The organism is Roseicyclus marinus (assembly GCF_030163795.1).
Lineage (GTDB): Bacteria > Pseudomonadota > Alphaproteobacteria > Rhodobacterales > Rhodobacteraceae > Roseicyclus > Roseicyclus marinus.
Map to the genome: position 1 here is coordinate 84,488 of NZ_JASJOF010000006.1, position 12,459 is coordinate 96,946.

The following is a 12,459-nucleotide window of genomic DNA, read 5'->3' on the forward strand; positions in this document are numbered from 1 at the left end:
CCATCCGGCCGCCCGTGGTCAGCCCTCGTCGACCACTTCGAACAATGTCGGCACCGCCGGGCATGGCGTCAGCCCGTTCTGCACCACGTCCGACAGGCGCGTCTGGTGCAAAAAGACATAGACATGGGCCGACAGGCTTTCCCACAACCGGTTCGTCATGCTCTGCGCCCGGCTGCCCGACACCCCGCCCGTGGCGCCTGCCCCGGTGTGCAGCGCGCTCACCGTCTCGTCGACGGCTGCGAAAATGTCGACCACCCGGATCTCCGAGGCGGGCCGCGACAGCCGATAGCCGCCCCCCGGGCCCCGCACCGACACGACGAGATCGGCACGGCGCAGCTTGACGAAAAGCTGTTCCAGATAGGGCAGCGAAATGTCCTGCCGCCGCGACAAATCCGCCAACGACATCAGCCCGTTGCCCGTCTGCAGCGCCAGATCGGCCATCGCGACCATCGCATAGCGGCCCTTCGTGCTCAGCTTCATGCACGCCGTCCCCTGCAAAGATTGACCTTTTCGTTCCGCAGGCTTAACTGCGAAACGACCCGGCTCCGGCATCCCCGGACCCGGCTGGAATTCATCGGTTCTAGGCAGCGGCCCCAAATGCGTCAAGCAAAGCCGCCGCCCGGACCCCGCTTGAGGAGAGTGCGTTTGCCTGAGGTGATTTTCCCCGGCCCCGAGGGTCGGCTCGAAGGCCGTTACCACCCGCAAAAGATCAAGGACGCGCCGATCGCGATCATCTTGCACCCGCATCCGCAATTCGGCGGCACGATGAACAACCGCGTCGTCTACAACCTGCATTACGCCTTTCACAAGATCGGCTTCACCGTTCTGCGCTTCAACTTCCGCGGCGTGGGCCGGAGCCAGGGGGAGTACGACCAGGGCATCGGCGAATTGTCCGATGCCGCCTCGGCACTCGATTATCTCCAGTCGATGAACCCCAATTCCAAGCATTGCTGGGTCGCGGGCTTTTCCTTCGGGGCCTGGATCGGCATGCAGCTCCTGATGCGGCGTCCCGAGATTACGGGCTTTGTCAGCGTCTCGCCGCCGGCAAACATGTATGATTTCAGCTTTCTTGCGCCCTGCCCCGCTTCGGGGCTGGTCATCAACGGCGCCTCGGACCGCGTGGCAAAGCCGCAAGATACCCGCATCCTCGTCGACAAGCTGCACGAGCAAAAGGGCATCACCATCACCCATCAGGAGGTGGAGGGCGCAGGCCATTTCTTCGAGGATCCGCACATGGACCCGATGATCGAGAGCGTGCAGACCTATGTCCGGCGCCGCCTGACCGAAAACAGCCGCTGAACCGCACCAGATGAGCCGCATCGCCGAGGATCTGGCCGACAAGCTGGCCCGCGACACGATCGCGGCAGCCGAGGCGCTGGGAGACGACCGCTTGGTCGAACAGATCGCTCAGGCGCTCGGGGCGTCCTCTCCGACGACCGAGGAATTGTTCCGCACGCTCGTGCGCGTCCGCATGGCCGAGGAGCGGGCACGTAAACTGCTTGACGCGCGCATCGCCGCCGCCCGCAAAGCCGCCGAAACCTGACATCGCTCCCGGCCCGTTCGGCCGGGATCAGTCCAGCGCTTCGACCAGCACCAGATCGCGTTCCGATGCGCCCTGCGCATGGGTCAACGCTTCTTGGTAGGTGGAGCTTTCATAACAGGCATTGGCTGCCTCGAGGCTCGGGAACCGCGCCACCACGTTGCGCGGATGCGCGCGGCCTTCCTTCTGGATGGCACGTCCCCCGCGGGCCAAGAATTCCCCGCCATGCTCCGTGATGGCCTTGGTCGCAAGGCCGGCGTATTTCGCATAGGCCGCATCGTCCGACACGGTCACATGCGCGATCCAGAAGGCTCCGGGCATCTGTCACTCTCCCTTCAGAACGGCTTCCGCCGCCGCGATCGCGGCATCGGCATTGGTAGCGTCCTTGCCGCCGCCCTGCGCGAAATCTGGCCTGCCACCGCCGCCCTTGCCGCCCAGCTGTTCCACCGCCGCGCGCACCAGATCGACCGCCGAAATCCGGCCGGTCAGATCCTCGGTCACGCCGGCGGCAACCGCCGCCTTGTCGCCCGTATCCGCAATCAGCAGCACGGCCCCCGATCCAAGGCGCGCCTTGTGCTCGTCGATCAGCCCGGCCAGATCCTTGCCGGTCACGCCGGTCAACGCCTGCGCGTGGAAGGCAACGCCGTTCACCTGCCGCGCCTCGGCCGCGGGCTGGCCCGCACCGCCTGCCATGGCCAACGCGCGGCGCAACTGCGCCACCTCGTTTTCCAGCTTGCGGCGTTCGTCCTTCAGGCTGCGCACCCGATCCAGCAATTCGGCGGGCGTGGCGTTCATCTCGTGGGCCAATTCGGCAACCCGACGATCCTGCCCCGACAGATAGTCGAAGGCCGCAGGCCCGGTCAGCGCCTCGATCCGGCGCACCCCCGCGCTCGAGGCCGAATCCCCAAGCGCCACGAAAACACCGATGTCGCCCGTTTGGCGCACATGGGTGCCCCCGCAAAGTTCCAGCGAATACGTCTGGCCATCCGCACCCTTGCCCGAACCGGCAAGTGTGCCCATCGACACCACCCGTACCTCGTCGCCGTATTTCTCACCAAACAGCGCCTGCGCGCCCAGATCACGCGCCGCGTCCGGTGTCATGATCCGCGTATCCACTGGCGCATTCTGGCGAATAAAATCGTTCACCTCCCGCTCGACCTGCGCCAACTCGGCCTGCGTCAACGCCTTGCCATGGCTGAAATCGAACCGAAGCCGGTCCGGCGCATTCAACGACCCGCGCTGCGCCACATGATCGCCAAGCGCCCGGCGCAGGGCCTCGTGCAACAGATGGGTTGCGGAATGGTTCGCGCGAATGGTCGTCCGGCGGGTGTGATCCACCTCCAGTTCCGCACCCTGACCGGGCTTGATCGTGCCCTCGACCACCTCGGCCATATGCAGGAAAAGGCCCGCGATCTTCTTGGTGTCGGTCACGCGCGCCTTGCCGGTCGCGGTGCGGATCACGCCCGTATCCCCGACCTGACCGCCCGATTCCGCGTAGAATGGCGTCTGGTTGACCACGATGGCCAGTGTATCGCCGACCTTCGCCTGATCGACGCCCGCGCCCTCCCGCACCAGTGCCAGAACCTGCCCCTCGGCGATCTCGGTGTCATAGCCCAGAAACTCGGTCGTGCCGTGCTGTTCGGCCAGATCATACCATATCGCAGCATCCGCCTGTTCGCCCGACCCCGACCAGGCCGCGCGCGCCTTGGCCTTCTGCTCGGCCATGGCGGCATCGAACCCGTCGGTATCGACCGCCCGGCCCTTTTCGCGCAGGGCATCCTGCGTCAGGTCCAGCGGGAAACCATAGGTGTCATAAAGCTTGAATGCTGCCTGCCCCGGCAGTGCCGCGCCGTCGGCCAGCCCCGCCAATTCCTCGTCCAGAAGCTTCAGACCCCGGTCCAGCGTGGTGCGGAACCGTTCTTCCTCCAGCTTCAGCGTCTCGGCGATCAGCGCCTGCGCCCGGCCCAATTCGGGATAGGCCTGCCCCATCTGCTGCACCAGCGCCGGCACCAACCGGTGCATCAGCGGATCCTTCGCCCCCAACAGGTGCGCATGGCGCATCGCCCGCCGCATGATCCGGCGCAGCACATAGCCGCGCCCCTCGTTCGAGGGCATCACCCCATCCGCGATGAGGAAAGAGCAGGACCGCAGATGGTCCGCGATCACCCGGTGATGCACCTTTTGCGGCCCGTCGGGATCGACGCTCGTCGCATGGGCCGCCGCCTCGATCAAGGCGCGCATCAGGTCGGTGTCATAATTGTCGTGCTTGCCCTGCAACAAGGCCCCGATCCGCTCCAGCCCCATGCCGGTATCGATCGACTGCATGTCGAGCGGCACCATGGACCCATCCGTGAATTGCTCGTTTTGCATGAAAACGACGTTCCAGATCTCGATGAACCGGTCGCCGTCCTCCTCCGCCGATCCCGGCGGGCCACCCCAGATGTGATCGCCGTGATCGTAGAAGATCTCGGTGCAGGGGCCGCAGGGGCCGGTCGGCCCCATCTGCCAGAAGTTGTCCGAGGTGGCGATGCGGATGATCCGATCTTCGGGAACGCCCACCTTCTTCCAGATCTCGAAGGCCTCGTCATCGGTGTGATAGACGGTGGTCAACAGCCGCTTGGCATCGATCCCGAAATCCTTGGTGATCAATTCCCACGCAAAGGGGATGGCTTCGGTCTTGAAGTAATCGCCGAAGCTGAAATTCCCCAGCATCTCGAAGAACGTATGGTGCCGCGCGGTATAGCCCACGTTGTCGAGGTCATTGTGCTTGCCGCCCGCGCGCACGCATTTCTGCGCGGTGGTGGCGCGGACGTAATCGCGCCGTTCCACCCCGGTGAACAGGTTCTTGAACTGCACCATCCCCGAGTTGGTGAACATCAGCGTCGGGTCGTTGCGCGGCACAAGCGGGCTCGAGGGCACGACCTCGTGGCCATTGCGGCGGAAATATTCGAGGAAGGTAGAGCGGATATCGTTGAGGCTGGCCATCGGGTCTCGCGCTGGTCGGGGCTTGGGTCACGTCGGACAAGGCATGTATCCCCGCACCCCGCCCCTGTCCACGGCTGCGCGCATCCCCGGCAGAAAAAAGACGGCCCAACCCGGGGCCGCCTCTTGTTCCGTCACTTGTGCTACACGGCCCGCACAGGCGGCCGCGCCCACGTCAAGGCGCTCACTCCTCGACCATTTCCATCGGGCCGTCATCGTCGCCCATCGCGAAATCCAATCCATGCGAGGCGCGGATCTTGTCCTCGATCTGGAGGGCCACTTCCGGGTGATCGCGCAGGAATTGCTTGGCATTCTCACGCCCCTGCCCGATCCGTTCATCCCCGTACGAAAACCACGAGCCCGATTTATCGACCACACCGGCTTTCACGCCCATGTCGACCAACTCACCCATCTTCGAGATGCCTTCGCCATACATGATGTCGAATTCCACCTGTTTGAAGGGCGGCGCGACCTTGTTCTTGACCACCTTCACGCGGGTCGTGTTGCCAACCACCTCGTCGCGGTCCTTGATCGAGCCGATCCGGCGGATATCCAGCCGGACGCTGGCGTAAAACTTCAGCGCATTGCCGCCCGTCGTCGTTTCCGGGCTGCCGAACATCACGCCGATCTTCATCCGGATCTGGTTGATGAAGATCACCATACAATTCGACCGCGAGATGGAGCCGGTCAGCTTGCGCATCGCCTGGCTCATCAGGCGGGCATGGACGCCGACCGAACTGTCGCCCATGTCGCCCTCGAGCTCGGATTTGGGCGTAAGCGCTGCGACCGAATCGACCACCACAAGGCTGACCGCGCCCGATCGCACCAGCGTGTCCACGATTTCCAGCGCCTGTTCGCCCGTGTCGGGCTGCGAGATCAGAAGCTCGTCGAGGTTCACCCCCAGCTTCTTGGCATATTGCGGATCCAGCGCATGTTCGGCGTCGACGAAGGCGCAGATCCCGCCTTTTTTCTGCTCTTCGGCCACGACATGCAGCGTGAGCGTCGTCTTGCCGGAGCTTTCAGGCCCGTAGATCTCGATGATACGCCCTTTGGGCAGGCCCCCGATTCCCAGAGCGATATCAAGGCCCAGCGACCCGGTGGAGGTCGCCTCGATATCCTTAAGGGCATTGTCTCCGCCCAGCTTCATGATGGAGCCCTTGCCGAACTGGCGTTCGATCTGGGCCAAGGCGCTGTCGAGCGCCTTTTGCTTGTCGGCGGATTTGCGGTCGGTCATGTCGAGAAGATTTGCCGTTGCCATTGCGTTGGGCCCCCTTATTCCACGTCACCGGCGGGGCGGCAACGGGATGCTCGTGTTCACCTCTTGTTCTCGACTATCTCTGCAAACAAAAGGAGAACATTTCAAGTAAATTCTTGTCTGACTGCAGTTTTGGCGGGATTGGTTAAGAACGTGTTACTGCCGTATGCGAGCCGGGGAGTTTTGTGCATGTTGTTGTTCTGGAAAGCGAAACTGGTGGTGCTCGCGGTGCCAAAGACCGGCACGACGGCGCTGGAAGAGGCGCTTTTGCCTCATGCGGATGCAGCGATTCTCAATCCACCCGAGAAGAAACACCTGACCGCGCGGCGCTGGCGCACCCAGCTTGCGCCGTTTTTCGAGAACAAGGGCGCTCGCCCGCTTCAGACCATGGCGGTGATCCGCGAGCCCGTCGACTGGCTCAAAAGCTGGCACCGCTACCGCGCGCGCCCCGAGATCGCGGGCAGTCCCGCTTCCACGGCAGGGATGGATTTCGACAGTTTCGTCACCGGCTGGCTCTCCGATCCAGAGCCGGAATTCGCCCGCGTCGGGCGCCAGTCGCGGTTCGTGTCGGATGCCTCCGGGCAGGTCATCGTCGATCACTTGTTCCGCTACGAGGCGTTGGATGAGGCGATAGCCTTCCTCGAGGATCGTCTGAAATGCCGACTGAACCTGCCTCGTCGCAATGTCTCGCCCCCTGCCGACACAAACTTTTCTCCCGCAGTCGAGGCGCGGTTGCGGCGCGAGGCAGCGGCGGATTTTGCCCTGTGGGACAGCCTCGCACGCTAACCCCTCAGGGCAATTGCCCCTCGACTGTCGCGGTCAGATCGGTCAGCGAAAAAGGCTTTGGCAAGAAGACGGAATTCGGAACCCCGATCGATCCATTCTCGATCTGGTCCTCGGCATAGCCCGAGACGAAGACGACCTTGACGCCCGGCCGCCGTTCCAGCGCGCGGCGGACCCAGCTTGGGCCATCCAGCCCCGGCATCACCACATCTGTCAGGAACAAATCGACCTCCAGCGCCGGATCCTCCAATTTTTCAAGCGCTTCCTCGCCGCAACCTGCCTCGACCACCATGTAGCCGCGCAGGCGCAGGGCGCGGGCGGCAAAGGCACGCACCGGCGCCTCGTCTTCCACCAAGAGGACCACGGGCTTGCCCGCGCGGTGGCGCCCCGGTGGCTCCCGCGCGACCTCTCGTTGCGCATCCTCCGCCGCGGTCCCGTGCCCGCAGCCACCGTCGGCGCCGAGAGACGGCGGCAGATCATAGGCCGGGCAATAGATGGTAAAGGTGCTGCCAACCCCGACCATGCTGTCGACGAAAATGTAGCCGCCCGTCTGCTTCACGACGCCATAGGCCATCGACAAGCCCAGCCCGGTCCCCTCGCCCACCCTTTTCGTGGTGAAAAACGGCTCGAAGATCCGCGACAGCTTGTCTTGTGGAATGCCATGTCCCTGATCCTGCACCCGGATCGTGACATAGCGCCCGGCAGGCACTTCGGCCCGGTCGCGGTACAACGGGTCGGCCAGCCGCACGACCCGCGTCTCGACCCGGATCTCGCCGCCCTCCGGCATCGCGTCGCGGGCATTGACCACGAGGTTCATGATCACCTGGTCCAGCTGCCGCCGATCCGCCCGGATCGGCAATAGCCCCGGATCATGCACAAGGGTCAGCGTGATCTTCTCCCCGACCAACCGGTTCAACAGATGCGTCAGCTCGCCCATCGTGTCGCGCAGGTCGAGGATTTCGGGCTCCAGTGTCTGCTTGCGCGAAAAAGCCAGCAACTGTCCCACCAAGGCCGCCGCGCGGTTGGCGTTCTGACGGATCTGTTCGAGATCCGCGTAATCCGGATCGCCCCGGTCATGGCGCAGCATCAACAGGTCGCAATGCCCCCCGATGGCGGTCAGCAGGTTGTTGAAATCATGCGCCACACCCCCGGCAAGTTCCCCGATCGCCTGCATTTTCTGGCTCTGGACGAATTGCTGTTCCATCGTCTTGAGCTCGGTCGCGTCGTGCAGCACCGCCAACAGCGACGGTCCACCTGTCTTGATGATGCGGCTCAGGGTGATCTGAACGAACAGGTCGTGATCCTTGCGGCGCACGCGCACGACCTCGGACCGGTCCGGGATACGTTGGGCGAGCGTATCCATCACCCAGTCATTCACCGGCCGGCCTAACCCCTCCACAAGGCTCGCCAGCGTCCCGCTCACCTCCGGTCCGATCCGCAGCAGATCCTGCGCCGGCCGGTTCGCCGCCAAGAGCCCGCCATCCGCCCCGATATGCAACAAGGCCACCGGCAACGATTCGAAGGCGCGGGCCGCAACCGTCGCCGCCGCCGGTTCGCCCAACCCCGGCAGGGCGTAAATCTCGCGCCGCCCGTCGCGCGCGGGCAGCACGAGCGGCAGCACGTCGACCGGCCCCGCGCCCCCCCTCAGCCGTGCCTGTTGCCCTTCGGCCAGCGGCCCGTCGAAGACCTCCGCAAGCGCGGTCGCCCGCCGCCCCAGAAGCTCACGCATCGCACCATTCATCGACAGGATCGTGTCCGACTGGCTCACCACCATCATGGGCAGGCCGATCCCGTCCCCGGCGGTCTGGGTCGGGCCGAGCGGTTCGTCGATCCGCCAGAAATGCCCCACGCCCAGCCGATGCGCCGTCAGCCGCACCGCGCCCCGCTGCGTCACCACGGTTTCCTGCGCGCTCCCCCGACGCTCCAGCACGGCATGATGGCGCAAGATGACGGCGGTGGCATTGGGCAAAATCCCAGCCAATGCCCGGGCCATGGCGTGGCTCTGCAATTCGCCGAACCGGAGTGTCGCGGCCTTGTTTTGCGCGACAATCGCACCATCGGCATCCGTGCAGAAACACGGTGCCGGATCATCCTCCATCAGGGCAAGCGCTGACCGCAGATCACCGCGCGCACGCCGATCCGACAGCATCTGCCACAGCGCAGACAAAATCCCCGCGGCGCACAAACCGCCCGCAATGGCCCAGACCGCCAACAGGACCGGCATCTCGGGCGCGCTGGCCGCAATCGCCAAAAGGCAAAGCCCCAATACGACTAGGATCAGGGGCTGCCGCCCGGGCCGCACAACACCCAAGGCAAGCCGTTGCACAAGTGCCGCCTGACCACGCACCGGGACCTCCACACACGCACGCGACAGATCGCGCCACACGCCCCTAACCCGGCAAAGGTTAACCCTTGTTTAAATTCGCGCAAGTATCCGCAAGATCACGCCTCTGGCGCCCGCAAAACCGTATGAAAGAACCCGTCCGAGGCCGTCAGCGGCGTGTCACACCCCGCCCGATCGAGGCTCCATCCCGGATGGGCCGCAAGAAACCGTTCGACCTGCGCCTCGTTCTCGCAGGGAAACAGCGAACAGGTCATATAGACCAGCATTCCCCCCGGCGTGACCAGTGGCGCAGCCTCGGTCAGGATCGCGGCCTGCACACCCAACAGCGCGTCGAGGCGCGCGGGCGTCAACCGCCATTTCGCCTCCGGATCGCGCCGCCAGGTGCCGCTTCCCGAACAGGGCACGTCGCACAGAACCGCCTCGAACCGGCCCATTCGCGCCAGCGCCGCGCCCGCGACCTGCTGGATCGCAACCCCTGCCCGCTCGGCCCGCGGGCCCAAGTCGGCCATGCGCCCGGGATTGGCATCATGGGCAAAAACCTGCCCGGCCGTCCGATCCGCGATGGCCAGCGCCTTGCCACCGCCGCCCGCGCAATAATCGAGGATGCGGCCCCCGGGCCAATCGACGGCAGCCAAGGCGCGCTGCACCGACAGGTCCTGCAATTCGACGAGACCGTCCCGATAGGCGGCGGCCGATTTGATCCGCCGCGCCCCGGATGTGACGACAAGCGCCGTGGCGCAATCCGTGATCTCTTCCGCGCCGACCTCATCGCGCGCCAAACCCGCGATGGCCGCCGCCCGATCGCACCGGCGCAAGTTCACCCGCAGATAGACCGGCGCACGATCCCTCAGGCGCGACATCAGCTGCGCAAGATCTCCGCCAACCCGCGCCTCCAGCATCGGCAGCGTCCAGTCCGGCACATCGGCCGTGGCCTCGGGCGGCGCGCCGCCTGCCCGCTCGGCCTCTGACAGGGGGGCGGGCGCGTGGCCTTGGCCGTCAAACAAACTGTCGGGATCAAGGCCTTGCATCCGCAGCAACCCGATCACCAGCGCCCGCGCATCCTCACCCCCGCCAAGTGCCGCGCAGGTGCCGCGCGCGCGCAGCACGTCATAGACGTGATCGCGCACCGCCGCCCGGTCCCCCGATCCGGCATAGCGCGCGCCCCGCGCCCAATTGGTCAACGCCTGCTCGGCCGCCGCCCCCGCAATCCACGCATCCAAAATGGCCATAGCCGCTGCCAGTCGGGCGCCGGGCGTCACGAAACAACCTCAAGATCGCCGCAGAACGCACTCATCCTAAACGATAATTCGGGCTTTCGCGCGTGATCTGCACGTCATGAACATGGCTTTCCTTCAGTCCCGAGCCGGTGATCCGAACGAATTGGCAATTCGCCCGCATCTCCTCGACGGTGGCACAGCCCGTATAGCCCATCGCGGCGCGCAGACCGCCGACAAGCTGGTGGATGACGGTCCCCGCAGACCCCTTGTAGGGCACCTGCCCCTCGATCCCCTCGGGCACCAGCTTGTCGCTGGCCGCATCCTTCTGGAAATAGCGATCCGCCGATCCCCGCGCCATCGCGCCAAGGCTCCCCATGCCCCGGTAGGACTTGAAGCTGCGGCCCTGGTACAAGATCACCTCGCCCGGGCTTTCGTCCGTGCCCGCGATCATGCTGCCCACCATGGCGCAATGCGCGCCTGCGGCGATCGCCTTGGCGAAATCCCCCGAATACTTGATCCCGCCATCCGCGATCACGGGCGTCCCGCTGTCCTCGGCGGCCTTGGCGCAATCCATGATGGCGGTCAGTTGCGGCACGCCCACGCCCGCCACGATCCGCGTCGTGCAGATCGAACCGGGGCCGATGCCGACCTTCACGGCATCCGCGCCCGCGCCGATCAAGGCGCGCGTCGCCTCGCCGGTGGCGACATTGCCCGCCACGACCTGCACCGCATTCGACAGCTTCTTGACCCGCTCGACCGCGCGCGCCACGCCCTCGGAATGGCCATGCGCCGTGTCGATCACGATCAGATCGCAGCCCGCATCGATCAGCGCCTCGGACCGCTCGAACCCCGCATCGCCCACGGTCGTGGCGGCGGCCACGCGCAACCGGCCCAGCTCGTCCTTGCAGGCTTGCGGGTTCAGCACCGCCCGCTCCGTATCCTTCAACGTCAACAGACCCGTCAGCTTGCCCTCGGCATCGGTGACAAGCAGCTTCTCGATCCGCCGCGCCTTCATCAGGCTGATCGCCTGTCCCCGGTCCGCGGGCTCGCGCAAGATGGCCAGGTTGTCGCTCGTCATCATCACCCGCACGGGCGTGTCGTCTTGCTCGGCAAAGCGCATGTCGCGGTTCGTGACGATCCCCAGAACCCGGCGGTTCTCGTCGACCACCGGAAAGCCGGTGAAGCCATAGCGCTCCATCAGCGCGCGGGCATCGGCCAGCGTCTGGTCGGGTGTCAATGTCACGGGGCTGTAGACGATCCCGCTTTCGAACCGCTTCACCCGCCGCACTTCGCGGGCCTGTGCCTCGACGTCGAGATTGCGATGGATCACGCCCATGCCGCCCGCCTGCGCCATGGCGATGGCCATGCGCCCCTCGGTCACCGTATCCATGGCCGAAGACAGAAGCGGAATGTTGAGGCTGATCGCCTTTGTGACGCGCGTCCGGGTATCCGCCGTCGAGGGCAGAACCGAACTCGCCGCGGGAACAAGCAACACATCGTCGAAGGTCAGGGCTTCGCGAATCTCCATCGGATCCTCCTGCAGGTCGGGGATTGCGTTGCCACGGCCCTATCCCATGGGCCGGAACGGAAGAAAAGACCGAAATCTGGGGTCAGCCGCGAAACCCTGTCGCAACCACGAATTTCTCGGAACTGTCCGACCGGCTCGCGGGCGGCTTCACATTCGCCACCTTGTCGAACCGCTGCTTGAGCAGCGTCTGCAATCCGCTTTCCGCGCCCCCCGCCAGAACCTTGGCCACGAATGTGCCGCCCGGCTCCAGCACGTCAAAGGCCAGCTGCGCCGCCGCCTCGCACAGCGCCACGATGCGCAAATGGTCGGTCTGCTTGTGCCCCGAGGCGCTGGCCGCCATGTCGCTCATCACGACATCGGCCCGCCCGCCCAGCCAGCCCTTCACCTTTTCATCCGCACCATCTTCCATGAAATCAAGAACATGGAGCTCGGCACCCGCAATCGGTTCCACCTCCTGCAGATCGACGCCGATGATGCGGCCCACAGCCTTGCCCGATTTCTCGCCAAGCGCGTTGATCCGCGGCACCGCCACCTGGCACCAGCCCCCCGGCGCACAGCCAAGGTCCACGACCCGCGCGCCGGGCACAAGGAACCGGTAGCGATCATCAAGCTCCATGATCTTGTAGGCCGCCCGCCCCCGGTAGCCCTCGCGCTTGGCGCGCTGGACATAGGGATCGTTCAACTGCCGCTCGAGCCAGAGCGTCGAACTCAACTTGCGCCCACGCGCGGTCTTGACCTTGGCGCGCAACTCGCGCTGGCCGCGTCCGCTCGTGCTCTTGCCGGTCGGGCTCTTGGCCATGGTTTCTCTCC

11 protein-coding genes are annotated in these 12,459 nt (G+C 65.3%); 3 read left to right on the plus strand and 8 right to left on the minus strand.

What is annotated here, in order from left to right; all coding sequences use genetic code 11:
• Positions 1-18: 18 nt before the first annotated feature.
• Positions 19-480 carry a Fe-S cluster assembly transcriptional regulator IscR gene (gene iscR / locus QQK63_RS10790; RefSeq protein WP_277822613.1) on the minus strand — a complete coding sequence of 154 codons (462 nt, stop codon included), beginning with the start codon at positions 478-480 and terminating at the stop codon, positions 19-21.
• Between the two features lie 165 nt (positions 481-645).
• On the opposite strand from iscR, the gene QQK63_RS10795 reads away from it, so the two are divergent.
• Together QQK63_RS10795 and QQK63_RS10800 are read left to right on the plus strand one after the other, a co-directional pair.
• Positions 646-1,299: an alpha/beta hydrolase gene (locus QQK63_RS10795; protein WP_277822615.1), complete on the plus strand. Its 654-nt coding sequence runs from the start codon at positions 646-648 to the stop codon at positions 1,297-1,299.
• A 10-nt stretch (positions 1,300-1,309) separates the two neighbouring features.
• The gene (locus QQK63_RS10800; RefSeq protein WP_277822617.1) at positions 1,310-1,543 is read left to right on the plus strand and encodes a hypothetical protein; all 234 of its coding nucleotides are present in this window, start codon (positions 1,310-1,312) and stop codon (positions 1,541-1,543) included.
• Between the two features lie 27 nt (positions 1,544-1,570).
• On the opposite strand, the gene QQK63_RS10805 is transcribed toward QQK63_RS10800, so the two are convergent.
• The 3 genes from QQK63_RS10805 to recA all read right to left on the minus strand — a co-directional run bounded on the left by QQK63_RS10805 (position 1,571) and on the right by recA (position 5,780).
• Positions 1,571-1,861 carry a DUF1330 domain-containing protein gene (locus tag QQK63_RS10805; protein WP_277822619.1) on the minus strand — a complete coding sequence of 97 codons (291 nt, stop codon included), beginning with the start codon at positions 1,859-1,861 and terminating at the stop codon, positions 1,571-1,573.
• Positions 1,862-1,864: 3 nt separating this feature from the next.
• Entirely contained in the window at positions 1,865-4,525 is a 2,661-nt protein-coding gene (alaS, locus tag QQK63_RS10810; protein ID WP_277822621.1) for an alanine--tRNA ligase, read from the minus strand.
• A 181-nt stretch (positions 4,526-4,706) separates the two neighbouring features.
• Positions 4,707-5,780, minus strand: coding sequence for a recombinase RecA (recA, locus tag QQK63_RS10815; protein WP_277822623.1), 1,074 nt, complete (start codon positions 5,778-5,780; stop codon positions 4,707-4,709).
• A 186-nt stretch (positions 5,781-5,966) separates the two neighbouring features.
• Between recA and QQK63_RS10820 the strand changes: the two genes are divergently transcribed.
• Positions 5,967-6,563: a sulfotransferase family protein gene (locus QQK63_RS10820; RefSeq protein WP_277822625.1), complete on the plus strand. Its 597-nt coding sequence runs from the start codon at positions 5,967-5,969 to the stop codon at positions 6,561-6,563.
• A 4-nt stretch (positions 6,564-6,567) separates the two neighbouring features.
• On the opposite strand, the gene QQK63_RS10825 is transcribed toward QQK63_RS10820, so the two are convergent.
• The 4 genes from QQK63_RS10825 to QQK63_RS10840 form a co-directional block, all read right to left on the minus strand.
• A complete protein-coding gene (locus tag QQK63_RS10825) occupies positions 6,568-8,907 on the minus strand; it encodes a hybrid sensor histidine kinase/response regulator (protein ID WP_336618785.1) in 2,340 nt (779 codons plus the stop codon).
• A 95-nt stretch (positions 8,908-9,002) separates the two neighbouring features.
• Positions 9,003-10,163: an RsmB/NOP family class I SAM-dependent RNA methyltransferase gene (locus QQK63_RS10830; protein ID WP_277822627.1), complete on the minus strand. Its 1,161-nt coding sequence runs from the start codon at positions 10,161-10,163 to the stop codon at positions 9,003-9,005.
• 31 nt (positions 10,164-10,194) lie between these two features.
• Positions 10,195-11,649, minus strand: coding sequence for an IMP dehydrogenase (gene guaB / locus QQK63_RS10835; protein WP_277822629.1), 1,455 nt, complete (start codon positions 11,647-11,649; stop codon positions 10,195-10,197).
• A gap of 82 nt (positions 11,650-11,731) precedes the next feature.
• Positions 11,732-12,448: an RlmE family RNA methyltransferase gene (locus tag QQK63_RS10840; RefSeq protein WP_277822631.1), complete on the minus strand. Its 717-nt coding sequence runs from the start codon at positions 12,446-12,448 to the stop codon at positions 11,732-11,734.
• Positions 12,449-12,459: the final 11 nt, after the last annotated feature.

Bases quoted from the DNA above. Each gene is read 5' to 3' on its own strand.
- iscR (WP_277822613.1), bottom strand. From the start codon at position 480: ATGAAGCTGAGCACGAAGGGCCGCTATGCGATGGTCGCGATGGCCGAT.
- QQK63_RS10800 (WP_277822617.1), top strand. From the start codon at position 1,310: ATGAGCCGCATCGCCGAGGATCTGGCCGACAAGCTGGCCCGCGACACG.
- QQK63_RS10805 (WP_277822619.1), bottom strand. From the start codon at position 1,861: ATGCCCGGAGCCTTCTGGATCGCGCATGTGACCGTGTCGGACGATGCG.
- alaS (WP_277822621.1), bottom strand. From the start codon at position 4,525: ATGGCCAGCCTCAACGATATCCGCTCTACCTTCCTCGAATATTTCCGC.
- recA (WP_277822623.1), bottom strand. From the start codon at position 5,780: ATGGCAACGGCAAATCTTCTCGACATGACCGACCGCAAATCCGCCGAC.
- QQK63_RS10820 (WP_277822625.1), top strand. From the start codon at position 5,967: ATGTTGTTGTTCTGGAAAGCGAAACTGGTGGTGCTCGCGGTGCCAAAG.
- guaB (WP_277822629.1), bottom strand. From the start codon at position 11,649: ATGGAGATTCGCGAAGCCCTGACCTTCGACGATGTGTTGCTTGTTCCC.
- QQK63_RS10840 (WP_277822631.1), bottom strand. From the start codon at position 12,448: ATGGCCAAGAGCCCGACCGGCAAGAGCACGAGCGGACGCGGCCAGCGC.